Source organism: Ruegeria sp. CDSA246, from assembly GCF_059611225.1.
In genome coordinates, this window is sequence record NZ_JBXWPD010000001.1 from 81,699 (window position 1) to 104,400 (window position 22,702).

At 58.3% G+C, this 22,702-nt stretch carries 22 protein-coding genes; 11 read left to right on the plus strand and 11 right to left on the minus strand.

Features of this window, described 5'->3' with window-relative positions:
* Positions 1-9 precede the first annotated feature (9 nt).
* From AC2FI9_RS00430 to alr, 3 genes are read right to left on the minus strand one after another with little or no spacing between them, the layout of a single operon-like run.
* The gene (locus AC2FI9_RS00430) at positions 10-756 is read right to left on the minus strand and encodes an ABC transporter ATP-binding protein (RefSeq protein WP_496764583.1); all 747 of its coding nucleotides are present in this window, start codon (positions 754-756) and stop codon (positions 10-12) included.
* Positions 753-1,535: an MlaE family ABC transporter permease gene (locus AC2FI9_RS00435; protein WP_472723887.1), complete on the minus strand. Its 783-nt coding sequence runs from the start codon at positions 1,533-1,535 to the stop codon at positions 753-755. Before AC2FI9_RS00435 ends, AC2FI9_RS00430 begins: the two co-directional genes overlap by 4 nt.
* Positions 1,532-2,566: an alanine racemase gene (gene alr / locus AC2FI9_RS00440; protein WP_496764585.1), complete on the minus strand. Its 1,035-nt coding sequence runs from the start codon at positions 2,564-2,566 to the stop codon at positions 1,532-1,534. The genes AC2FI9_RS00435 and alr overlap by 4 nt, the downstream gene beginning before the upstream one ends.
* Before the next feature lie 229 nt (positions 2,567-2,795).
* Here alr and AC2FI9_RS00445 point away from each other — a divergent pair, with 229 nt between their 5' ends.
* Positions 2,796-3,338 carry a GNAT family N-acetyltransferase gene (locus tag AC2FI9_RS00445; RefSeq protein WP_496764587.1) on the plus strand — a complete coding sequence of 181 codons (543 nt, stop codon included), beginning with the start codon at positions 2,796-2,798 and terminating at the stop codon, positions 3,336-3,338.
* Positions 3,339-3,341: 3 nt separating this feature from the next.
* On the opposite strand, the gene AC2FI9_RS00450 is transcribed toward AC2FI9_RS00445, so the two are convergent.
* The 6 genes from AC2FI9_RS00450 to AC2FI9_RS00475 form a co-directional block, all read right to left on the minus strand.
* Positions 3,342-4,832 carry a replicative DNA helicase gene (locus tag AC2FI9_RS00450; protein WP_496723064.1) on the minus strand — a complete coding sequence of 497 codons (1,491 nt, stop codon included), beginning with the start codon at positions 4,830-4,832 and terminating at the stop codon, positions 3,342-3,344.
* A gap of 225 nt (positions 4,833-5,057) precedes the next feature.
* Complete coding sequence (locus AC2FI9_RS00455; RefSeq protein ID WP_108858457.1) at positions 5,058-5,738, minus strand: orotate phosphoribosyltransferase; 681 nt, start codon at positions 5,736-5,738, stop codon at positions 5,058-5,060.
* A gap of 142 nt (positions 5,739-5,880) precedes the next feature.
* Entirely contained in the window at positions 5,881-7,062 is a 1,182-nt protein-coding gene (locus AC2FI9_RS00460) for an ammonium transporter (protein WP_496764591.1), read from the minus strand.
* 154 nt (positions 7,063-7,216) lie between these two features.
* The gene (locus AC2FI9_RS00465; RefSeq protein WP_496764595.1) at positions 7,217-7,699 is read right to left on the minus strand and encodes a CinA family protein; all 483 of its coding nucleotides are present in this window, start codon (positions 7,697-7,699) and stop codon (positions 7,217-7,219) included.
* Positions 7,696-8,193, minus strand: coding sequence for a phosphatidylglycerophosphatase A family protein (locus AC2FI9_RS00470; RefSeq protein ID WP_108858460.1), 498 nt, complete (start codon positions 8,191-8,193; stop codon positions 7,696-7,698). The genes AC2FI9_RS00465 and AC2FI9_RS00470 overlap by 4 nt, the downstream gene beginning before the upstream one ends.
* Positions 8,190-9,320 carry a bifunctional 2-C-methyl-D-erythritol 4-phosphate cytidylyltransferase/2-C-methyl-D-erythritol 2,4-cyclodiphosphate synthase gene (locus tag AC2FI9_RS00475; RefSeq protein ID WP_496723056.1) on the minus strand — a complete coding sequence of 377 codons (1,131 nt, stop codon included), beginning with the start codon at positions 9,318-9,320 and terminating at the stop codon, positions 8,190-8,192. The genes AC2FI9_RS00470 and AC2FI9_RS00475 overlap by 4 nt, the downstream gene beginning before the upstream one ends.
* Positions 9,321-9,504: 184 nt before the next feature.
* On the opposite strand from AC2FI9_RS00475, the gene dusB reads away from it, so the two are divergent.
* From dusB to ntrX, 5 genes are all read left to right on the plus strand, one after another.
* Positions 9,505-10,488: a tRNA dihydrouridine synthase DusB gene (dusB, locus tag AC2FI9_RS00480; protein ID WP_496764599.1), complete on the plus strand. Its 984-nt coding sequence runs from the start codon at positions 9,505-9,507 to the stop codon at positions 10,486-10,488.
* On the plus strand, positions 10,485-11,549 hold the full coding sequence (locus AC2FI9_RS00485; protein ID WP_496764601.1) for a two-component system sensor histidine kinase NtrB: 1,065 nt from the start codon (positions 10,485-10,487) through the stop codon (positions 11,547-11,549). Before dusB ends, AC2FI9_RS00485 begins: the two co-directional genes overlap by 4 nt.
* A 38-nt stretch (positions 11,550-11,587) precedes the next feature.
* On the plus strand, positions 11,588-12,955 hold the full coding sequence (locus tag AC2FI9_RS00490) for a response regulator (protein WP_496764604.1): 1,368 nt from the start codon (positions 11,588-11,590) through the stop codon (positions 12,953-12,955).
* A 99-nt stretch (positions 12,956-13,054) separates the two neighbouring features.
* Positions 13,055-15,343: a sensor histidine kinase NtrY-like gene (locus AC2FI9_RS00495; protein WP_496764606.1), complete on the plus strand. Its 2,289-nt coding sequence runs from the start codon at positions 13,055-13,057 to the stop codon at positions 15,341-15,343.
* Positions 15,340-16,749: a nitrogen assimilation response regulator NtrX gene (gene ntrX / locus AC2FI9_RS00500; RefSeq protein WP_496738462.1), complete on the plus strand. Its 1,410-nt coding sequence runs from the start codon at positions 15,340-15,342 to the stop codon at positions 16,747-16,749. The genes AC2FI9_RS00495 and ntrX overlap by 4 nt, the downstream gene beginning before the upstream one ends.
* 12 nt (positions 16,750-16,761) lie before the next feature.
* Here the strand turns inward: ntrX and AC2FI9_RS00505 are convergent, their stop codons facing one another.
* Positions 16,762-17,244, minus strand: a complete 483-nt coding sequence (locus tag AC2FI9_RS00505; protein WP_496721695.1) for a hypothetical protein — start codon at positions 17,242-17,244, stop codon at positions 16,762-16,764.
* 96 nt (positions 17,245-17,340) lie between these two features.
* Here AC2FI9_RS00505 and trkA point away from each other — a divergent pair, with 96 nt between their 5' ends.
* From trkA to AC2FI9_RS00530, 5 genes are all read left to right on the plus strand, one after another.
* Positions 17,341-18,717, plus strand: a complete 1,377-nt coding sequence (gene trkA, locus AC2FI9_RS00510) for a Trk system potassium transporter TrkA (protein WP_109311769.1) — start codon at positions 17,341-17,343, stop codon at positions 18,715-18,717.
* Positions 18,717-20,255 (plus strand): TrkH family potassium uptake protein, encoded by a 1,539-nt coding sequence (locus AC2FI9_RS00515; RefSeq protein WP_496723048.1) that lies wholly within the window; start codon positions 18,717-18,719, stop codon positions 20,253-20,255. Before trkA ends, AC2FI9_RS00515 begins: the two co-directional genes overlap by 1 nt.
* A gap of 126 nt (positions 20,256-20,381) precedes the next feature.
* Entirely contained in the window at positions 20,382-20,621 is a 240-nt protein-coding gene (gene hfq, locus AC2FI9_RS00520; RefSeq protein WP_005982826.1) for an RNA chaperone Hfq, read from the plus strand.
* Positions 20,621-21,892, plus strand: coding sequence for a GTPase HflX (gene hflX, locus AC2FI9_RS00525; RefSeq protein WP_496764609.1), 1,272 nt, complete (start codon positions 20,621-20,623; stop codon positions 21,890-21,892). Before hfq ends, hflX begins: the two co-directional genes overlap by 1 nt.
* An 18-nt stretch (positions 21,893-21,910) precedes the next feature.
* Entirely contained in the window at positions 21,911-22,195 is a 285-nt protein-coding gene (locus AC2FI9_RS00530) for a putative quinol monooxygenase (protein ID WP_496705367.1), read from the plus strand.
* Between the two features lie 12 nt (positions 22,196-22,207).
* Here the strand turns inward: AC2FI9_RS00530 and AC2FI9_RS00535 are convergent, their stop codons facing one another.
* Entirely contained in the window at positions 22,208-22,603 is a 396-nt protein-coding gene (locus AC2FI9_RS00535) for an SgcJ/EcaC family oxidoreductase (RefSeq protein WP_496738465.1), read from the minus strand.
* Between the last annotated feature and the right edge of the window lie 99 nt (positions 22,604-22,702).

Genomic DNA, 22,702 nt, shown 5'->3' on the forward strand with positions numbered 1-22,702 from the left:
TCCAAAAAATTAACGTACCGCCTCAATCGGCCCCTCGGCACTCCCGCTGATAAACTGCTCCACGTAAGGATCACCCGAGGCGTCCATCTGTCCAACCGGGCCGGTCCATTGGATGATGCCTCCGTGCAGCATGGCAACGTTGTCGGCAATCGCACGGACCGAGCTCATGTCGTGGGTGATGGTCATCGCGGTGGCGCCCATCTCGGTCACGATCTCGCGGATCAGGTCGTTGATGACGCCGGACATGATCGGGTCCAACCCTGTGGTGGGCTCGTCGAAGAAAATGATCTCGGGCTCGGCGGCGATGGCGCGGGCTAGGCCCACGCGTTTTTGCATCCCGCCCGACAGTTCGGAGGGGAAGCGGTCCGCGACGTCGGATTTCAGGCCCACGCGGCGCAGTTTTTCGATGGCGATCTCACGCGCGTACTCGGCTGGGCGTTTCAACGGACCGCGCAGCAGACGGAAGGAAACGTTTTGCCAGACGGGCAGGGAATCGAACAGCGCCGCGCCCTGAAACAGCATCCCGAAGCGGGCCAGGAATTTATCGCGGTCACCTTTTGCAGCGTCCTTACCGTTTACGTAGATCATCCCGCTATCGGGTTTGATCAGGCCCAGAATGCACTTCAGCGCCACGGACTTGCCGGTGCCCGAACCACCGATGATGACCATCGAGGTGCCCTTGGGGATCTCAAGGCTCATGCTTTGCAGAACCTGATTGTCGCCAAAGGCTTTTGCTACGTTCTCCATCCTGATCATACCGAGAAGAACACTCCTGTGAGAATGAAGTTGGCGGCCAGGATCATGATCGCGGCGGATTCGACCGATGACTTGGTCGCTCGGCCAACGCCTTGCGCACCCCGGCCCGAGTTCATGCCGTAGTAACAGCCCATGATGGCTGCGATCAGGCCAAAGGCTGCGCCTTTGACCAGCGATGACACGATGTCTTTGGTTTCAAGAAAATTGACCGTGTTTTGCAGGTACGTCGCTGCGTTGAAGCCCAGATTTTGGGTCGCAACCACATAGCCGCCTGCGATGCCGATGATATCACCGATACCGACCAGTAAGGGCACGGTGATGAGTGCGGCCAGAACCCGCGGCGCGGTTAGGTATTTCATCGGGTGGGTCGACAGGGTGACCAGCGCGTCAATCTGCTCGGTCACTTTCATCGTAGCGATTTCTGCTGCAATGGATGAGGTTACGCGCGCGGCGATCATCAGGCCAACCAGCACCGGCCCAAGCTCGCGCACCATGCCGATGGCAACGATCTGGGGTACCACGGCCTCGGCGTTAAAACGCGCGCCGCCCGCATAGATTTGCAAGGCCAGCGCACCACCAGTGAAGATTGCGGTCAGGCCAACAACCGGCAGTGACAGCCAGCCCACATTCATCAGGGCAACGGCAAATTCGCGCGGGTAATAGGGTGGCCGAAAGATGTGTGAGATCGCGTCCAGCGCAAAAATTCCCACCTTGCCAAAATTGGCAAGCATGGACAGGACAGCACGGCCCAACCCACCCAGCACGGCCAAAGGGTTCATTCCACGTATCCCCGGGAATAACGCGCGCCCAGCGACGTCAGGATTTCATAGCCGATGGTGCCGGCGGCTTCGGCCAAGTCGTCGACTGTTTGATGTCCGTTCAGGATGCGCAGGCGTTCGGGATCTTCGGGCAGATCGGTGACGTCGACCGTGATCAGATCCATCGAGATGCGTCCAACAACGGGGCAGGGCTGGTTGCCAAAAAACACGTCGATCCCACCACCGATGGCGCGGTGCAATCCATCAGCGTAACCGGCGGCAACGGTTGCAATGCGAGAGGGACGACGCGCAATCCAGCTGTTGCCGTATCCGACCGTTTCACCGACGTCGACAGGGCGGACTTGGATAACAGGCAGGTCGATCGCGACAACGGGTTTCGCGTCGGCAAAGGGCATGCCGCCGTACAGGCCGATGCCGGGGCGGCAGAAGTCAAAGTGGAACTCGGACCCCAACATCGTACCACCCGTAGCAGCCAGAGAACGGGGGGCAGTCACGCCATCTGTCATCTCGCGGAAGGATTTCAACTGCTGTTGGTTCATCGGGTTATCAGGCTCATCCGCGCAGGCCAGATGTGACATAACTACCACCGGGTTATTGGCCTCCATCTCGGGCCGCAGTTCAGCCCAGTCTGCGGGCTCAAGCCCAAGGCGGTTCATGCCACTGTTCAATTGGACCCCAAAAGGGCGATCCGGCATTGCCTGCCGGAGCCTCTTATACTGTTCCGGCGAATTGATCAAAGGGATCAGATTATCTGCATAATGTAGCCCATTGTCCCCTTCCATGAAACCAGAGAACACGAAAATCTGCGGCTTGGGGCCTACCGCGTCGCGCACAGCGGCGCCTTCTTCGGCGGCGGCGACAAAAAATTGGCGAACCCCTTCTTCAGCCAGGGTCGCAGACACTGGCCCAGCTCCAAGCCCATAAGCATCAGCTTTGACAACTGCTCCGGTTTCGACTTTTGTTTTTGCGTCCAATGCCCGCCAATTGCTGGCGAGCGCATGAAGATTGATCGTTAAGTGTGCGGTACCCATGGAGTGTTCATGACATTGGATTGCGGCAGGTCAAGGGGGTAAACAGCAATTCTTGAGGAGATTTTGCGAGTGCTGGGCGGCTTCTAGCTGCTATCGCAGGGACAATGGCGGTTTGCCTGACTTTTAGGAGTATTACAGTTGCATCGACATTGTATCCGCCACGTATTCAACGAACGTTGTATAAGTAAATCGTTTACTCAGAGCCGGACGATGAAGTGAGAGGAATTCCATGCTGAAAATAACCTGGGACTACAATGCGTATGCGACCGAACTGCCTGAACTGTTTCGCGACGTATTCACGGCATCTGAGAGTAAAGAAGAGGGAGCAGTGATCAGTGCGCTGGTCAGCGATTTGTTGGAGACGACGGACAGAGATGACCTGCACGCCGCCATTGCCCATGATGGCCCCCAAGTGCTGGGTTGCATCCTGTTTTCGCGGCTGCTCTTTGACCAAGATCCGCGACAGGTGTTCCTGATGTCGCCGGTTGCCGTGCGTACGGATCGCCAGAAAGCGGGGATAGGGCAGCGACTGATCGCGTTTGGGTTGGACGAGCTGCGCCGTGACAAAGTGGATTTTGTGGTGACTTACGGCGATCCGAACTACTACGGCAAAACCGGGTTTTTTCCGATTTCAGAAAAAGTCGCCCAAGCTCCTCTGCCGTTAAGCCATCCGCACGGGTGGTTGGGGCAATCGTTGACAGGGGCTGAGATGGCGCCGTTCAAGGGGCCATCTCAATGTGTCAGTGCATTCAACAAACCCGAGCTGTGGTGAGGATTAATACCCCTCAATCTGTCCGTCCTGTTGCCACGGTTTGACCAGATTTCCAAAACGGGTGAACTGCGCCTCGAACGAGAGGTCAACCGTGCCGATGGGACCGTGGCGCTGCTTACCTACAATGACTTCGGCCTTGCCGTGCAGACGCTCCATGGCCTGCTTCCACTCTTCCATCTTTTCAAGTTCGTGATCGCCGGGCTTTTCGCGTTCCTTGTAGTACTCCTCACGGTATACGAACATCACCACGTCGGCGTCCTGTTCGATCGAGCCTGATTCCCGCAAGTCGGACAGTTGTGGGCGCTTGTCGTCGCGGTTTTCAACCTGACGCGAAAGCTGGGACAGGGCGATCACCGGAATTTGCAATTCCTTGGCGATGGCTTTCATGCCCATCGAAATTTCGGCAATTTCGTTGACGCGGTTTTCGGCCATTCCCCTGCACAGCTGCAGGTAGTCGATAACGAGCAGGTCCAAACCATGTGTCCGTTTCAAACGGCGTGCCCGAGCCGCCAACTGCGAAATCGGCAGGGCGGGCGTGTCGTCAATGAAAAGCGGGCAGGCTTCCAGTTCCTTGGCCGCGTCGACAAAGCGGCGGAACTCGGACTCGGTCATGTCACCCTGGCGGATCTTATGGGATGAGATTTCGGAGGCTTCGGCCAGAACCCGGCCGGCCAGCTGTTCCGCACTCATTTCCAATGAGAAAAAGCCAACGACACCGCCGTCAATCGCGCCCTCTGAGCCGTCTGGTTTCAGCCCACGTTTGTACGCCTTGGCCACATTGAATGCCACGTTGGTCGCCAAAGAGGTTTTCCCCATCGACGGACGACCGGCAAGAATGATCAGGTCAGACGGGTGCAATCCACCCAGTTGTTTGTCCAAGTCGGCCAGACCGGTGGAAATCCCTGCCATGCCACCACCGCGCTGGTACGCTTCGTTGGTGACGTTGACGGCTTCTGTGACCGCCTTGAGGAAGGATTGAAATCCCTGTTCGGTCTGGCCCTGCTCGGATAACTGATAAAGCTGTTGCTCGGCCTCGACGATTTGTTCTTTCGGCTCGCTTGAGACATCAACCCGCGCCGCCTTGTCCGAGATATCCCGACCCAGCCGGATCAGCTCGCGCCGAATTGCCAGATCATAAATCATCTGGGCATAGTCATGCACCGCAAAGGCGCTGATCGATGCGCCCGCCAGTTTGACCAGATAGGCCGGGCCACCCAGTTCCTGCAGGCCCTCATCCTCGGCCATGAAGGATTTCAGCGTCACGGGCGAGGCCAGCGCATTCTTAGCTATCCGGGTCGAGGCGACCTCATAAATCCGAGAGTGAACCGGGTCATAGAAATGCTCGGCCCCGATGATCGAGGCGACCCGATCATAAAGATCGTTATTGGTCAGGATCGCACCCAGAAGCTGCTGTTCGGCCTCAATGGAATGCGGCATGGTTTCGGCGTTCTGAATCCGAGCTGCTGCCTGCTCGATGCTGCTGATCTCGTTCATTTTGTCCCCGCTGCCCTGCGGCGCTTTCTACACGCTATTTCGGCGTGTCGGCTATCTGGAAATACCTGTGGCTAACTATGGATAAAGCCTTGGGATAACTTTCCTGACAGTTTGGATACCTGTGTATGCGTAGCTTATTATGTAGGATTTGGGGAAAAAGTCACCAGATATCGTGGCCGGTCGCCCGATTCTTCCGGGCTTATCCCCAATCTGTCCACAAGAGGTTTACGTGGATTTATTTGCTTCCTGCCAGCCACGCGGGTCTTTCAGGAAGGCTTCGACACCGTCAAGTGTTTCCTGATCAAAGGCTTTCTGCGCTTTGGCCTCGGCCAGAACATCCCACCATGTGCAAAGGTGATGCAGTTGGATGCCGTGGTCGCCCAACGTTTTTTCAGTCTCGGGAAAGATGCCATAGTAGAAGATGACCGCCGTGTGCCCGCAAGTGGCACCTGTTTCGCGGATCGCATCCACGAAGGACAGCTTGGACCCGCCATCGGTGGTCAGATCCTCGACCAGCAGCACGCGCTCTCCTTCGCTCATCGCGCCTTCGATACGAGCGTTGCGGCCATAACCCTTTGGCTTTTTGCGCACGTAGGTCATCGGCAGCGCCATACGCTCAGCCACCATGGCAGCGAAGGGGATGCCCGCGGTCTCACCGCCGGCGATATTGTCGAATGCCTCAAACCCGGCATCCCGCATCACGGTGACGGTCAGGAAATCCATCAGGGTCGACCGAATGCGCGGGTACGAGATCAGCTTGCGGCAGTCGATATAGGTTGGGCTGGGCAAGCCGCTGGCCAGTGTGAACGGCTCACGCGAATTGAAATGGACGGCTTTGATCTCCAGCAACATCCGTGCGGTAAGGCGAGCGATTTCGGTGCTGTCGGGGAATGAACTGGGGATCATAACGGTACCTCTGGGCTGAATGGCATTGCGGGCTGATAGCCCGTCCCGCGGCCCAGAGTCGAGAGGGTGCAAGCAAAAGAAAAGCGGACCTCAAGAAGAGGCCCGCTTTGGCCCTTGCGGGCAAGAGGCAGCCAAGGTGGGCTTAGCTGCTCATGTCATAGGCACGCTCGCCGTGTACCGAAAGATCGAGCCCGTTTGTCTCGGTTTCTGCATCTACGCGAAGCGGGGTGATCAGCGCAACCACCTTGATCAACACAAATGTGACAACTGCCGTAAAGACACCCACGATGACCAGCCCGCCCAACTGCGCGGTCCAGGCACCCAGGCCGAACACTGCGATCATGATGGTACCAAAGATGCCACCTACGCCGTGTACCGCGAACACGTCCAGAGTGTCGTCGATGTTCAGCTTGTTACGGATGATATTTACGGCCTCCTGACACAGCACACCTGCTACGGCACCGATGATCAGCGCCTGAACCGGATCGACATAGCCTGAGGCCGGAGTGATCGAGGCCAGACCCGCAATGGTACCTGTAACCAGGCCCACCATCGAGGCTTTGCCGTATTTGATGCGTTCATACAGCGCCCACGTCAGCGATGCGGTTGCAGCCGAGATATGCGTAACAGTTATCGCCATTGCGGCACCGCCATCTGCCGCCAATTGTGAACCGCCGTTGAAGCCAAACCAGCCAACCCACAGCATCGCAGCACCGATCATGACATAGCCCGGATTGTGCGGCGGGGTCGTGCGGTTGCGGCGCGGGCCAAGCGCCACGGCGATGATCAGCGCGGCCAGACCTGCGGTTTCGTGCACCACGATGCCACCGGCAAAGTCACGCACGCCGATCTCGCCCAGAATGCCGCCATCGGTCAGAATGCCACCACCCCAGATCCAGTGAACGACGGGTGCGTAGCACAGCAGCATCCACAGGCCTGAGAAGATCATGACAAACCCGTAACCCACACGCTCGACATATGCGCCGATGATCAGGGCGGGGGTGATGATTGCGAATGTCATCTGGAAGGCAAAGAACAGTACCTCGGGCAGGGTGCCCGACAGGCTGTCGACGTCAACTCCGTTCAGGAAGGCTTTGCCGAGACCGCCCCACAGACCCGACCCGCCGTCACCAAATGCGATCGAGTATCCGGCGACCAACCACAGGATGCTCATCAAACAGGCGATGCTGAAGCAGTGCATGAAAACGCTCAGCACGTTGCGGGCGCGGACGAGACCGCCATAGAACAGGGCGAGGCCCGGCAATGTCATGAATAGGACCAGTGCAGTTGCAACTATGATCCAGGCGGTATCGGCTCCGTTCATCAGCCGGTCTCCTCTGTGGCGTCTTCAGCTTGCGTGGCTGGCGTTGAAGCGGAGAGAAGGCGGGGAAAAAAGAGGCAGAGGCGGTTTTGGGTGCCTGTTTTAAGGGCCTTTTATCAACCGATGATTAAATGGGCGTCAAAAGGTACAGAGTGCTTTATTTTTGGGCGAACAACGAAACGCCATGCGACAGCAGGTTCAGGGCATGATCGCGGGCCGCAATGCGGACCTTATCACGTCCCAAAGCTCCGAATTCGACCGTTTCGGTCTTTGTCTTCTGCCCGTCGGTAGCGAGCCCAAAGCAAACACGGCCTTCGGGCTTGAATTCAGATCCGCCGGGGCCTGCGATGCCGGTGATCGAAACGGTCAGTTGGGCTTGCGAGTTCTTCAATGCACCTTCTGCCATCTCCAGCGCGACTTCTTCGGACACAGCCCCATGGGTTTCCAGAGTCTGGGCATTTACGCCCAGCATCTGCTGCTTGGCGTCATTGGTGTAGGTGACAAACCCGCGATCCACCACGGCCGAGCTGCCCGGGATATCCGTCAGCGCAGCAGCGACCATGCCGCCGGTACAGCTTTCGGCTGTCGCGATCATCACGCCTTGCGCCTTGGCGCGGTCAAGCAAAGCGGCGACACTCATAGGCCCAGAACACCGTGCGAGATGCCGGCAAGAACCAGAACGCCGATCCCGGCAAAGACGCCGGCGATCACATCGTCCAGCATCACACCCATCGCGTCACCTTTGCGATCCGCCCAACCCACCGGGCCGAGTTTCGTGATGTCGAACAGGCGAAACAGAAGGAAACCTGCGATCCAGCCGGGCCAAAGGGCTGTGATATCGATTCCATGCGCCCAGGATGGGTAGGAAATGGCCCAAAGCGCGATGAACTGCCCGGCAACTTCGTCGATGACGATTTCAGACGGGTCGTGATCTTCCTGACCAGCAGTCATCACTTTGGTGGCCCACAGGCCGCCGACGAAAACAGCGACAGTGGCGAGGACCAGCAATGGAAAGCCGCCCAGCGTATGAAGGACCCAAGCCAGGGGCAAGGCGGCCAGAGATCCCCATGTTCCGGGTGCAGGGCGTAGATATCCGACGCCGCAAACGGTCCCGATCAGGCGCGCGGCGTTCATGACTTCACCAGACAAGCTGTGGCCAGCGAGGCGATGCCTTCGCTGCGTCCGGTAAAGCCCAGACGTTCGGACGTGGTCGCCTTGACCGAGATCTGATCGGCGCGCAACCCCATGATACTCGCCATTTCTTCACGCATCGCGGGCGCGTGCGGACCGATCTTGGGGTATTCGCAGACCAGCGTGCAATCGACATTTGAAATACTGTAACCCATCTGGACCGACAACTCGACCGCGTGGCGGAGGAATATCTCGCTTGCCGCGCCTTTCCATTGGGGGTCCGAGGGTGGAAAGTGCTGGCCAATATCGCCCTGCGCCAGCGCGCCATAGATTGCATCAGTAACCGCATGCATGCCGACATCCGCATCCGAATGGCCCTGTAGCCCCCGGTCATGCGGAATTTTGACGCCGCACAGGATCACGTGATCCCCGTCGCCAAAGCGATGCACGTCATAGCCGTTGCCCAGTCTCACATCCATGTCTGTCCCCAATACGCGTTCCGCCCGGGCAAAATCCTCGGGTCTTGTGATTTTGATGTTATCGGCATCGCCTGGCACGATCACGACGTTCATGCCAGCGGCGCGGGCGACCTCGACATCGTCCGCCGCGCCGCCAGAATGGGCCGCGTGCGCCGCGACAATCGCGTCATAGCGAAAACCCTGTGGGGTCTGGGCTGCGAAAAGACCCGTCCGGTCCTGCGTACCCGTAACGACGGCTTCGTCACCGGTCCAAAGCGCATCTGTAACGGACAGACCGGGCGCTGCAGCCTCATGCTTGGTCAGGGCGGTCAGGACGCCTGTAATGGTCTGGCTGCTCACGCAGGGGCGAGCGACGTCGTGAATCAGGACATGTTCGATCCCCATCCCATCCAATACATCCAGCCCGTTCCGTACCGACCCGGCACGATCGCTGCCACCTTTTGCCAGCAGCAGATCAGAGCCTAAAAACTCGTCCCAAGCGGTCTTATCATCCTCGGACAGCACCAGAACAATATGATCGACCTGATGGCGAAAGCGGTCGATGGTCCAGTCTGCAACTCTGCGTCCGGCCAATGGTCGCCATTGCTTGGGAATGCCGCCTCCGGCGCGCAATCCGCGTCCTGCGGCGACGATGATGGCGGCGGTGGTCATTGGGCGAATTCTCCGATGATTTGAGCGCAGTGTTTAAGCTGCGGTGAATGTAGAGGCAATCACCCGCGTCGAGTTGCTTAAAAAATAGGCAAATGGTGATTTTGCAAGCTTGTTTCCTGCCGTTTTGTTGTTCATATGCGCGGAATTCGATATCTAAGTCGCAACTGCCCAAGGATTAAGCACGTTGACCCTGCACCTCGCCGACAAAACCTTAAATCCGCCGGTCATGCTGGCCCCGATGGCCGGGATCACCGATCGACCGTTCCGCGATCTGGTGATGCGCTTTGGCGCGGGCATGGTCGTCAGCGAAATGGTCGCTAGTCAGGAAATGGTGCAGGCCAAACCGGGCGTGCGGGAACGGGCCGAGCTGTCTGCTGACGTTGAAAACACCGCTGTTCAACTTGCCGGGCGCGAGGCGCATTGGATGGCCGAGGCTGCGCGTCAGGTGGCCGATCGCGGGGCGCGGGTGATCGATATCAATATGGGCTGCCCGGCAAAGAAGGTGACGAATGGCTATTCCGGTTCGGCGCTGCTTAAGACGCCAGACCACGCGCTGACGCTGATTGAGGCCGTGGTCGAGGCTGTCGACATTCCGGTCACTCTGAAAACTCGTCTGGGTTGGGACGACAACCTGCTGAACGCACCGGATGTGGCGCGCCGGGCACAAGGTGCGGGCATCCAACTGGTCACAATCCACGGGCGTACGCGGTGCCAGTTCTACAAGGGACGCGCGGACTGGCAAGCGATCCGAGCGGTGAAAGAGTCGGTCTCGATCCCCGTCATCGCGAACGGGGATATCGTGAATTCTGACGCGGCACGCACTGCTTTGGATCAGTCAGGCGCCGACGGTGTGATGGTCGGGCGAGGGGCGCAGGGTAAGCCATGGCTGCTGGCCCAGATGTGCCACGACTTGTATGGCGCGCCGGCGCCGGTCATCCCCGCCAATGGCGACCTGATCGACATGGTGCGCGGTCATTATGAGGCGATGCTGGACTTTTACGGCACCGATCTGGGGCTGCGCGTGGCACGAAAACATCTCGGCTGGTACATGGATGAGGCCGCGACCCCGGCAACCTTGCGACGTGCGGTTTTGACCTCGCGGGATACCACCGAGGTGCTGCGTCTGTTGGGCGATGCCCTGCACAGCGACGCAGAGGCCGCAGCATGACCTCGGACCAAAACATCTGGACCTCGCTGCCGGTTCCGGCTTTCATCATTGATGCCGATGACCGGATCACAGATGTGAATTCCGCCGGGGAGGGGTTCCTGAATGCGTCCCGCAATGCAGTCATCGGTCACCCGGTCTGGGACCAGATCGCCGTGGATGCCCCACTGGAAGAAGCGTTTTTGCGCGCACGCCAACAGGGCACACCGCTTTTCGTGAACGATGTGGATGTGGGGTCAGGCAATCGGGCGCCGCTGCAATGCGCTTTGCAAATTGCGCCGCTGCTTGGGCATCCGGGGTCGATGATCATGACCATGTCCCCACGCGAACTGGCGGGGCGGATGACACGGGGCAACACGGTAAAATCTGCGGCGCAATCGGCGATTGGCATGGCGGAAATGCTGGCACATGAAATCAAGAACCCATTGGCGGGGATCACCGGGGCTGCGCAGCTTCTGAGCATGAATATCAGTCAGCAAGACCTTGAACTTACAGATCTTATCGTTGCTGAAAGCCGCCGAATAGTGAAGCTGTTAGAGCAAGTCGAGCAATTTGGGAACCTGACCCAGCCAGATTTCAAACCAGTCAATATCCACGACGTTCTGGACCGTGCGCGGCGCTCAGCGCTGTTGGGCTTTGGCGCGCATATGACGATTATCGAGGATTACGACCCCTCGTTGCCGCTGGCCTATGGTGACCCGGATCAACTTTTGCAGGTGGTGCTGAACCTGCTCAAAAATGCATCCGAGGCGTCCCCCAAAGGCGGGACAATCCGCCTGCGGACGTATTTCGAACATTCCTTCCGCCTGCGCCGCAGCGACGGTTCGGGGCATTCTTTGCCCCTGCAGATTGAAATCATCGATGACGGCCCGGGGCTACCGGACAAGATCCGCAGCGACATATTCGATCCGTTTGTGTCGGGCAGGGAAAACGGCACCGGTCTTGGGCTGGCGCTGGTCAGCAAAATCATCTCGGACCACGACGGCTGGATCTTGGCTGAGTCGGTTCCGGGACACACCGTATTCCGACTGTCGCTCAGGCGCGCACCGCGCGACGCGACCTGAGATGGACAACCGGGCAGAGATAGTAAGGAGAGCACCTGATGGATGGCACAGTACTGGTCGCAGATGACGATCGCACAATCCGAACCGTACTGACTCAGGCCCTGACGCGGGCCGGGTGCAAGGTTCATGCGACATCCTCGCTGACCACCCTGATGCGCTGGGTCGGCGAGGGCAAAGGAGACGTTGTAATCTCGGACGTGGTTATGCCGGATGGCAACGGGCTGGAGATGTTGCCAAAAATCGCGCAGGATCGTCCGGGGCTGCCGGTCATCGTGATCTCGGCGCAGAACACGATTATGACCGCCATTCAAGCGGCCGAGGCGGATGCATATGACTATCTGCCCAAACCCTTTGATCTGCCAGACCTGATGAAGCGGACCGCACGGGCCTTGGAGCAAAAGCAACGCGTGCAGGCGGATGCGGTCGTACCTGCCGAAGACCGTCCTGAGGAGCTGCCGCTGGTCGGGCGCACTCCGGGGATGCAGGCGCTGTATCGCCTTGTGGCACGTGTGATGAATACCGATCTTTCTGTCATGATTTCCGGTGAAAGTGGCACCGGCAAGTCCTTGATAGCGCGAGCTATTCATGATTTTTCGGACCGGCGCACGCTGCCCTTCGTCACTGCGACCGCTGGTGATCTGCGTGACCTCGAGGGACCTGCGCGCATTATGGCCAGGGTACGGGGCGGCACCCTGTTGATCGACGAGATCGCTGATATCGAAGATGAGGTCCAGGCACGTATTGTCCGGATGATGGACACGCCCGGCGATCATCTTCCGCGTTTTATGGCGACCAGCCAATCGGACCTGACCGAAGCGATGGAAAGCGGGCGGGTGCGTCAGGATCTGTATTATCGACTGTGCGGTGCGACGATCCACGTGCCAGCGCTGCGCGAGCGGGTGGACGATATCACCCTGCTGGTTGACCACTTCCTTGCCCGCGAAGAACGGGAGCATGGCACAAAGCGCTGGCTCAGCTCCGAGGCCGTAGAACTGATCCGAAGGTATTCCTGGCCCGGTAATGTACGACAGTTGGAAAACGCGATCCGACGTTTAAGCCTGACCAGCCGGGCCGAAGAAATATCGAAAGCCGAGGTTGAGATGGTTTTGGGCAGTCAGCCCGAAGCGGAACCGATTCTTGGTGACGGCGAAAGGGAGAAACTCTCGGCCTCTGTGGCCCGTCATTTGCGTCGCTATTTCGATCTGCACGGCAATTTGTTGCCACCTCCGGGCCTGTATCAGCGCATCCTGCGCGAGGTTGAGGGCCCCTTGATCGAGCAGGCACTGGACGCAACCGGCGGAAATCAGGCGAAATGTGCGGATTTGCTGGGGATCAACAGGAATACGCTGCGCAAAAAAATCACCGATCTCGATATTCAGGTGACACGCCGACGCAAACTGATGTAATATCGCCACACAAAGCGTGGCATCCGGGTACAAGCCCGGCAACGACCACGAGATATGGCGGTACGTCGCGCAAGCGGCACATCAGGATGAGGGCAGACGGTGGCAACCCGAGCACAGAGCGGGCTGATCCTATCGATTGATCGGTGGCGGAAATCCCGAAAGCTGCGCAATTTTAGCACCTTGGGGCTGGTCCTTCTGGGGCCAATTCTGGCGTTGGCCACGTATCTGGTCATCGGTCCGTTTGATTTGGGTTCGGCAGCGCCTACGCTGCGGCTGATTCTGCTGGCCGATCTGGTCTATGTGCTGGTCGTTGCAGCACTTGTTCTGGGGCAGGTGTTCAGTCTGATTGCTGCACGCCGTGCAAAATCTGCCGGATCTCGTCTGCACCTGCGGCTGATCGGTGCGTTCACCTTGCTGGCCCTGGTGCCGACAGTGACCGTCGCGATCTTTGCCGGCCTGACGGTAAATATCGGGCTTGAGGGATGGTTTTCGGATCGGGTCCGTCAGGTTGTCGGATCATCCCTGTCCGCCGCAGAGGCCTATGAGCTTGAGCACCGCAGCGGCCTGACACAGGACGCCATCGTTCTTTCTCGGTTCCTCGACAATGCGCGAACGCTGGACTTTTACATCTCGGATGCCGAATTGCGCGAGGTTCTGGCACAGGGACAATCGCAGATTCAACGGGGCTTGCGCGAGGCCTATGTCATTGATGGCGGTGGCGAAATCAAATCTCGTGGCGACAGGTCCTACCTGTTCAATTATGAACCGCCGACACCGGAGCAGATGGTTGAAGCAACCGACAGTGGCCTTCTGATCATTGCCGATTGGCAAAACAACGAATTCCGCGCGCTGGTGCCGTTGCAGGCTTATCTGGACCGGTATCTCTATGTTAGCCGCGAGGTGGATGGCGAACTGCTGAAATTGCTGGATGACACCAAGGAAACGGTTCAATTCTACCAACAGCTTGAAAGTGAAAGGGGCCGGGTTCTTTTTGAGTTCGGGCTCCTGTACCTGGGCTTTGCGGTTATCCTGATCCTTGCCGCGATGTCTTTGGGGATGTGGTTCGCCGAACGCCTGTCGCGCCCGGTTGGCCGTCTGACAACCGCCGCACAAAGGGTCGGTGCCGGGGATCTGAGCGTTCAGGTCATCGAAGAAGCCAGCGATGACGAAATCGCCATGTTAGGTCGTTATTTCAATCAGATGACGCGGCAACTAAAAGGCCAACGCGAAACGTTGTTGGAAAACACGCGTCAAATTGAACGCCGCCGCCGCCTGTTCGATTCTGTACTGAGCTCGGTGACGTCCGGTGTAGTCGGCGTCGATTCGGATGGATGTGTCACATTCGTAAACCGCTCGGCCGAGCGTCTTCTGGACTGGTCGCGCGGTGAAGAACAATTGGCTATCGGCATCGCAGTTCCCGAATTCCTTCCCTTGTTCGAAAATCTGAAAGCCAGCGGTCAAGAGGCCGTACAGGGTGAGGTTAAGGTCACGCGCAAGGGGCGGTTGGAAAACTTGCTCGTGCGCATGGCGATCCGGCGCGGTGAGGATGGCGGTTTGGAAGGCTACGTGGTGGCCTTTGATGACGTGACCGATCTGGTCAGTGCACAGCGCATGGCGGCCTGGGGCGATGTGGCCCGCCGTATTGCCCATGAGATCAAGAACCCGCTAACGCCGATCCAGCTCAGCGCGGAACGGATCAAGCGCAAATTCTCGCGCAAACTGAACGAAGAGGATTGTGACAGCCTTGAATCCATGACCGATGTGATCGTGCGGCAGACCAACGATCTGCGGCGGATCGTGGACGAGTTTTCGAAATTCGCGCGGATGCCCGAACCGGTTCGGCGTGAGGAAGACGTTGTTAACTTGGTGCGCGAAGCCGTGTTGTTGCAGCAAGCCGGACAGCCGGACGTTCAGATCGACGCGACGTTGCCAGACAACCCCATCCTGGCAGATGTCGATGCGACGATGTTGAACCAGGCGTTGACGAACTTGATAAAGAACGCGGGTGAGGCCATTGAAACACTTAAGAAAAAAGGCCCGCCAGAAAATTTGAAGCCACAGATCAAAGTGGACATCTCCAACGATGATACGGGTACGATCATTACAATAGCGGACAATGGCATTGGGTTGCCCGAAGATCGGGCGCGGTTATTTGAACCCTATGTCACCACGCGCGACGAAGGCACGGGGCTGGGCCTGCCCATCGTCAAGAAAATCATAGAAGAACATGGCGGAGCGCTGACTTTGGAAGACGCGCCCGTTTTCGACGGACAGGACCATTTCGGTGCGATGGCCGTGATCCGTTTGCCAGGGGGCAATATTTCCCAGACCGCAGCGCCACAAAAGCAGGCAATTCATACTAACAAACTGAAAGCAGGCCAAAGATGAGCGACATTCTGATCGTAGATGACGAACGCGATATTCGCGAACTGGTGTCCGACATTCTGGAGGACGAAGGCTATTCCACCCGGCTGGCGGCAAACTCGGACGAGTGTATGTCGTCGATCAATTCTGAGCCGCCGGGTCTGTTGATCCTTGATATCTGGCTGAAAGACAGCCGCATGGACGGGATCGATATCCTGAAGTCGGTGAAACGCGACAACCCTGACGTGCCGGTGGTGATCATTTCCGGTCACGGAAATATCGAAATTGCTGTGGCGGCGATCAAGCAGGGCGCTTACGACTTTATCGAAAAGCCGTTCAACATAGACCAGTTGATGGTCGTGATCCGCCGCGCCATGGAGACCTCGCGCTTGCGCCGCGAGAATGCCTCGCTCAAGCGCCGCGAGGTCACAAACTCGGACATGATCGGCAAATCGGCCTCGTTCCGGGCGATGCAGAGCCAGCTGGACAAGGTTACCAAGTCGAACGGCCGCGTGATGTTGAGCGGGCCAGCCGGGTCAGGCAAAGAGATTGCCGCGCGTTATATCCATGCCCATTCCAACCGCGCCAACGCCCCTTTCGTCATCGTTAACTGCGCAGGGGTCGAACCTGAGCGCGTCGAAGAGGTGCTATTCGGGCGCGAGTCAACGGAACGCGGGATCGAATCCGGCTTGCTGGAAGAGGCCCACGGAGGCGTGATCTACTTTGACGAAGTGGCCGACATGCCCTTAGGGACGCAATCCAAGATTCTGCGGGTTCTGGTCGACCAGCAATTCCAGCGGGTAGGCGGGTCTGACAAGGTGCGAGTGGATCTGAGGGTCATCTCGTCGACAAATCGCGATCTTGATGCCGAAATCGAAGCTGACCGGTTCCGCGAAGAGCTGTATCACCGCCTGAACGTTGTGCCGATCGCCGTGCCTTCGATGGAGGACCGTCGCGAGGATATTCCGGTTCTGGCGCAGCATTTCATCGAAATGTGTAACGAAACCCAAGGCTTACCGATTCGCGAAATCTCGGAAGAGGCGGTGGCATTGTTGCAGACCATGACCTGGCCCGGCAATGTGCGTCAGCTGAAGAACCTGATCGAGCGTGTCCTGATCCTGGGCGATGGAACAGGCCCGATCGAAGCCCGCGAATTGCCAACCGAAGAAGAGAAAACCGACGACTCGGGCCGCGTGGTTTTGTCCGGTGCGCTGGCAACGCTGCCGCTGCGGGAAGCGCGCGAGGCGTTCGAACGTGAGTACCTGCTGACCCAGATCAACCGTTTCGGTGGCAATATCAGCCGAACTGCCAGCTTTGTGGGCATGGAACGCAGCGCGCTGCACCGCAAGCTGAAATCGCTTGGTGTTGTGACCTCGAACAAATCCGGGGCGCGGGTGGCGCAGATCGACGAACCAGAACCGGCGGAGTAATCCGCCGGGGCTTTACCCTGCCTGACCCGGGGTGATGATCTGAAACGAGCCGTCGTCGAATTTCACATAGCAGGATTGGGTTCCCAGCGGCGGCAGTTTCGTTGTGCGCGCAGGTGGAACCTGAGACTTTACGCTCTGTTTGCAGGGTGGCAGGCTGATCGGACGAAAGCCTTTTTTGGCCATGCATTGGGCCTCGACCTGATTGCGCAGACCGGCATTCACGTCGACCGTATACACGCGCCCGGGTTCCCACCAACCAGGCGAGCGATAGCAGTGCCCCCGGTTGTCGCAATAAGTGCGTCCCGGCCAGTATGTGGGCGGGCTTTGCCGCACCTGATTAGCCACGGGAACGTCATTTACCGCCTTAACCTGACATTGCGTGGTCTCGGACTGCGCGCGCGACACGCTTTCACCTTCGCGGTAGTACAGCGAAAGTGGGCCGCTGCATGCGGACAGGACGGTCAGAGGAATTAGTAAGTGAAGCACTGATTTCATAGGGTTATCTTGCCCCAGCTTCGCCCGAATGACAATTCAATTGACCGCTTTGGGGGCATCTGTCATTCAAGGATTTCAGGCAGAAGGGCCAGAAACATGAAGGTCATCATATGCGGTGCCGGTCAGGTCGGCTGGCAGATCGCACGGCACTTGTCGGGCGAACTGAATGATGTAACGGTGGTGGACAACAATCCCGATCTGGTGCGCCGGGCGACGGAAACGCTGGATGTTCAGGGGATTGCCGGATTTGCCAGCTATCCTGACGTGCTGGAACGCGCAGGCGCGCGGGATGCCGATATGATCATCGCGGCGACCCATTCGGACGAGGTGAATATGGTCACCTGCCAGATGGCGCATTCGATCTTTTCCATCCAGCGCAAGATCGCGCGGTTGCGGGCTAAATCGTATTTGCAGGCGATCCATTCGGATCTGTTCCGTCGTGACCACTTGCCCATCGACGTCGTGATCAGCCCTGAACGCGAAGTCGCAGCTGCTGCCATGCGCCGCCTTTCGGCCCCGTCCGCCTTTGATACTGAGATGTTCATGGATGGGCAGGCGCAGCTGTTGGGCATCCGTATTGACGAAGATTGCCCCATCGTGAACACGCCATTGCGGCAGCTCACGGACCTGTTTTCGACGCTCAGCTCAATCGTTGTCGGTGTTCGGCGGGATGGAACGCTGTTTGCGCCTGAATCCGAAGATCAGCTATTTGTCGGCGACGAATGCTATGTCTTTACCAATGTCAAAGACGTGGACCGCACAATGGAGGTTTTCGGCAAGACCCACAAAAAGCAGGACCGCGTCGTGATCGTTGGTGGCGGCAATGTCGGGTTGGAAGTGGCCCGGACGTTGGAAGAGCGTGAAAGCCGCGTGCGCGCCAAGGTGATCGAGCGTGATCGCCAAAGCGCTGAAATAGCCGCCGAAACACTGGAACGGACGATTGTCCTGAATGGCGACGGGCTGGATGCCGCTTTGTTGCGCGAGGCCGGGATCGAGCGCGCCGACGCGATGTTGGCGGTCACCGATGACGACCGTGCCAACATGCTGGCTGCGGTGCGGGCCAAGGCCGAAGGTTGTGCCTTGGCAATTGCCTTGATCAATGATCCCAGCATGGTTGCCCTGATGGGCCCACTGGGGATCGACGCCTATATCAACCCGCGTGCAACCACTGTCAGCTCGATCCTGCGCCATATTCGCCACGGGCGGGTGCGGCAGGTGTATTCTATCGGGGATGCCGAGGCGGAAGTGATCGAGGCCGAGGTGCTGTCGACCTCGCCCATGGCAGGACAGAAGCTGCGGGATATCGATTTTCCCGAAGGCGTTCTGGTGGGTGCTGTACGAAAAGGCGATGAGCTTTTGCGCCCGACAGGCAGCCTGCGGATCGACGAAAAGGACGTGGTGGCAATCTTTGCGATGGCCAAGGACGTGCCCGAGGTCGAGCGCCTGATGCAGGTTTCAATTGATTTCTTCTGATGGCGCGCGCTCTGAGACAACAGATCACTTTGATACAGCGATTGCCGCTGTTTCTGTTGATCTCGGGAATCGCTGCGTTGTCGATGTGGATTCCAGCGATTTACGCGCTGGCCTTGGATGATCACGACACGTCGCGATCCTTTTTCTATTCCGGCCTTCTGGGACTGTTCGTGGTATCCACGATCGCTGTGGCAGCATCAAATCGGGTGCCGCGACGTGGGACGCTTGGGCAACTGGCCGTGTTGCTGGGGTGTTTTACCGTTCTGCCGCTGTTTCTGGCGATTCCGCTGCATGATGCCTTGGGCAACACCACCTTTTTGAATGCGTATTTTGATATGGTCAGTGCTGTGACCACCACCGGTGCAGATCTGTTTCCGGACCCGGATCGCCTGACCGCACCTCTACACCTGTGGCGTGCTTTGGTCGGCTGGATGGGCGGCTTGCTGATGTGGATTGCTGCCGCTGCAATTCTGGCGCCCTTGTCGCTGGGCGGGTTCGAGATTACGGCGCGCGGCCAGCCCGGTCGCCCGGTGTCGGGCGTCGCACAAAGCGAAGAGGTCGACCCCCGCGGCCGTCTGATCCGTGTGACCCGGACCTTGACACCAGTCTATACCGGTCTGACCTCAACCATTTGGATATTGCTACTGATCGCTGGCGAAAACGGTTTGACTGCCGTGTGTCACGCCATGTCAACCATGGCCACGTCGGGGATATCTCCGGTCGGCGGGCTGGAGGGGGCGCAGGCAGGCATAACGGGCGAGGCGATCCTGTTTCTGTTCCTGTTCTTCGCTTTGTCGCGGCTGACGTTTTCGACCGATACGGCGACCACAGGTTATTCCCGGCTGGACCAAGACCCCGAATTCCGGATTGGCTTGATGATTGTGGTTGTCGTCGCGGCACTGTTGTTCGCGCGCGTCTGGGCCGGCGTTCTGGAAATCGGCAATCAGCTGGAACCGCTTCAGGCACTCAGCGTGATTTGGGGCATGATCTTTACGGCGTTGTCTTTCCTGACCACAGCCGGTTTCGAAAGCGCAAACTGGAATGATGCCCAGCAATTGTCCGGCCTTGGCACCCCCGGACTGATCCTGATGGGTCTCGCCCTGATCGGAGGTGGGGTGGCCACAACGGCGGGTGGGGTCAAACTGTTGCGGGTCTTTGCCCTGTACCTCAATGGCGCGCGCGAGATTGATCGGTTGATCTATCCCTCATCCGTTAGTGGCATTGGCGGCGGTAACCGTCGCATTCAAAGCGACGGAGCCTTTATCGCCTGGATATTCCTGATGATGTTCGCCCTGACCGCAGCACTGTTCAATCTGCTGCTGGCCGCGATGGGGTCGGGGTTTGAACAGGCGATGGTCCTCAGCGTCGCGGCACTCAGCACCACCGGGCCGCTGATCGAACTGGCCACCGATGTTCCCATCCGTCTGGTCGATTTGCCCTGGGGCGCAAAGCTGACCATGTGTGCGGCTATGGTGATCGGGCGACTGGAAACATTGGCGATCATTGCGCTGATTACGCCAACCCTCTGGCGAGACTAAGAATCCTCACCTTTGCCGACACCTTATTTTTCATCTGGAATATCGGTTAACGACACTCCATACTCTGCCAGAGGGAGCGCGTTGGTCCGCAGCGCGTAGCAAGAACAATGGCGAGATTATAATAATATGGCTTCGGACAGACAGAATCTGCAGGACGCGTTCCTGAATAATGTACGGAAAGCAAAGGTCCCGGTCACAATTTTCCTGATCAACGGTGTGAAATTGCAGGGTGTCATCACCTGGTTCGACAATTTCTGCGTATTGTTGCGCCGCGACGGACAGTCGCAGCTGGTCTATAAACACGCAATTTCTACGATCATGCCGTCGCAGCCGATCAACCTGTATGAGGGCGAAGACGCCTCTTGATGGAACATGACAGGACGCGCACCCGGGCTTGGGTGCTGCATCCGGAAATCAAATCAGATGAACAGCGCCGTGTTCCTGGACCGGCGCTGGAAGAGGCGGTGGCGCTGGCTGCCGCTTTGCCCGATCTGGATGTGATCGGGTCCGATATTGTGCGCCTGCCGCGTGCCCAGCCGGGGCTTTTGTTCGGGACCGGCAAGATCGAAGAATTGGGCGAACGATTTCATGACGCCGAGGTCGAGCTGGTTCTGATCGACGGGCCGGTTACCCCCGTTCAGCAACGCAATCTGGAAAAAGCGTGGAAGGTCAAAATTCTCGACCGGACCGGGTTGATTTTGGAGATTTTCAGCGACCGCGCCCGTACTCGTGAAGGTGTGCTGCAGGTCGAGATGGCCGCGCTCAGCTATCAGCGTACGCGTCTGGTGCGCGCCTGGACCCACCTTGAACGTCAGCGGGGCGGGTTGGGGTTTGTCGGTGGTCCCGGTGAAACCCAGATCGAGGCTGACCGAAGGGCGATTGACGATCAGCTTGTGCGACTGCGCCGTCAATTACAGAAGGTGATCAAGACCCGGACATTGCACCGTGCTGCGCGAGCCAAGGTGCCGTATCCGATTGTTGCGTTGGTGGGCTATACGAACGCCGGCAAATCAACTTTGTTCAATCGCCTGACCGGTGCCGAGGTGATGGCCAAGGACATGCTGTTCGCAACTCTGGACCCCACGATGAGGCGGGTTGAGCTGCCCGATGGTCCCGAGGTGATTCTGTCGGACACGGTGGGGTTCATTTCGAACTTGCCGACCGAACTGGTCGCGGCCTTCCGCGCCACACTCGAAGAGGTTCTGGGCGCAGATATCGTCGTGCATGTGCGCGACATCAGCCATGAAGACACCGAGGCGCAAGCCCGGGATGTCGAGACCATTTTGACCTCGTTGGGCGTTGATGACGAACGGCCCCGGCTTGAGGTCTGGAACAAGATCGACCTGTTGAACGAAGATGAGCGCGAGGCCACGTTTGCCCGGGCCGACCGCGACCCGTCGATCTTTGCCATTTCTGCTGTGACGGGCGAAGGCATCGAACCTTTGTTGGCCGAGATCGCGGTTAATTTGCAGGGGGTTCGGCACGAGATGGTTCTGACGCTGGCATTTGCCGAAGGCAACAAGCGTGCGTGGCTGTTCCGTCAGGATGTCGTTCAATCCGAAGAGCAGACGGATGACGGATTTCAGATCACCGTATTGTGGACCGACAAGCAGGCGGCGCAGTTCGCCGCGCTTTGATCGATAAGCGAGGTCACGATGGCAAAAGTTAAGGTGGTTCTGCGTGGTCATATTTCGGTGCCTGCCGACCGTGTCACACAGGTGCGGGAGGCGTTGCCGGACCACATCGCCCTGACTCGGGCCGAACCGGGTTGCATCACATTCGACGTCACAGAAGACGCGGATATTCCCGGTCGGTTCAACGTACACGAAATTTTTGAAAACCAAGCGGCCTTTGACGCCCATCAGGCGCGAACCAAAGCCTCGACCTGGTTCAAGGTGACAGAAGGCATTCCGCGCGACTATCAGATCACGCGCGTTTAGGCGGGGCGTCCGCTACTGCCCGTCTATCTGGCGCTGATAGTCGTCTGCATCGAACCAGAAAAGCGAAGATTGGACTTCGTTGTCTTCGGTCAGCTCCCATTCTTCCCAACCACGTGTGACCACGTGGTTGCCGGTCTCGGAATGATGACCTTCCAGTGTCCAGACAAAAATCGCGTGTGATCCGGCCCATCGCAGCATGTCGCAGCGCACTTCCAGATCCGGGAAGTCGGCGTAGAATCCGCGCGCCATGTCTGCGACGGCGGCACGGCCGACAATTGGTTCACCCCGGTTGATCGTGATCTGCCCGTCGGGGGCAAAAAAGCTGGCAACCGCATTTGGGTCGCCTGAGCTCCACGCGATTGCGTAATCGCGTGCGAGATTGTTCAACATATCCCGAAAACTGGCCATCTGTACCCCCAAGGTCCCGAATTGTCGGCTTGCAGATCGTAGGCGAAAACACCTGCGCGCGTCCACGGCAGCTTGCAAAAGGGGCAAGGTCCTGCCGAA

Coding starts and splice junctions, on each gene's coding strand:
- AC2FI9_RS00430 (WP_496764583.1), bottom strand. CDS start 756: ATGATCAGGATGGAGAACGTAGCAAAAGCCTTTGGCGACAATCAGGTT.
- AC2FI9_RS00435 (WP_472723887.1), bottom strand. CDS start 1,535: ATGAACCCTTTGGCCGTGCTGGGTGGGTTGGGCCGTGCTGTCCTGTCC.
- alr (WP_496764585.1), bottom strand. CDS start 2,566: ATGGGTACCGCACACTTAACGATCAATCTTCATGCGCTCGCCAGCAAT.
- AC2FI9_RS00445 (WP_496764587.1), top strand. CDS start 2,796: ATGCTGAAAATAACCTGGGACTACAATGCGTATGCGACCGAACTGCCT.
- AC2FI9_RS00450 (WP_496723064.1), bottom strand. CDS start 4,832: ATGAACGAGATCAGCAGCATCGAGCAGGCAGCAGCTCGGATTCAGAAC.
- AC2FI9_RS00455 (WP_108858457.1), bottom strand. CDS start 5,738: ATGATCCCCAGTTCATTCCCCGACAGCACCGAAATCGCTCGCCTTACC.
- AC2FI9_RS00460 (WP_496764591.1), bottom strand. CDS start 7,062: ATGAACGGAGCCGATACCGCCTGGATCATAGTTGCAACTGCACTGGTC.
- AC2FI9_RS00465 (WP_496764595.1), bottom strand. CDS start 7,699: ATGAGTGTCGCCGCTTTGCTTGACCGCGCCAAGGCGCAAGGCGTGATG.
- AC2FI9_RS00470 (WP_108858460.1), bottom strand. CDS start 8,193: ATGAACGCCGCGCGCCTGATCGGGACCGTTTGCGGCGTCGGATATCTA.
- AC2FI9_RS00475 (WP_496723056.1), bottom strand. CDS start 9,320: ATGACCACCGCCGCCATCATCGTCGCCGCAGGACGCGGATTGCGCGCC.
- AC2FI9_RS00485 (WP_496764601.1), top strand. CDS start 10,485: ATGACCTCGGACCAAAACATCTGGACCTCGCTGCCGGTTCCGGCTTTC.
- AC2FI9_RS00490 (WP_496764604.1), top strand. CDS start 11,588: ATGGATGGCACAGTACTGGTCGCAGATGACGATCGCACAATCCGAACC.
- ntrX (WP_496738462.1), top strand. CDS start 15,340: ATGAGCGACATTCTGATCGTAGATGACGAACGCGATATTCGCGAACTG.
- AC2FI9_RS00505 (WP_496721695.1), bottom strand. CDS start 17,244: ATGAAATCAGTGCTTCACTTACTAATTCCTCTGACCGTCCTGTCCGCA.
- trkA (WP_109311769.1), top strand. CDS start 17,341: ATGAAGGTCATCATATGCGGTGCCGGTCAGGTCGGCTGGCAGATCGCA.
- AC2FI9_RS00515 (WP_496723048.1), top strand. CDS start 18,717: ATGGCGCGCGCTCTGAGACAACAGATCACTTTGATACAGCGATTGCCG.
- hfq (WP_005982826.1), top strand. CDS start 20,382: ATGGCTTCGGACAGACAGAATCTGCAGGACGCGTTCCTGAATAATGTA.
- hflX (WP_496764609.1), top strand. CDS start 20,621: ATGGAACATGACAGGACGCGCACCCGGGCTTGGGTGCTGCATCCGGAA.
- AC2FI9_RS00530 (WP_496705367.1), top strand. CDS start 21,911: ATGGCAAAAGTTAAGGTGGTTCTGCGTGGTCATATTTCGGTGCCTGCC.
- AC2FI9_RS00535 (WP_496738465.1), bottom strand. CDS start 22,603: ATGGCCAGTTTTCGGGATATGTTGAACAATCTCGCACGCGATTACGCA.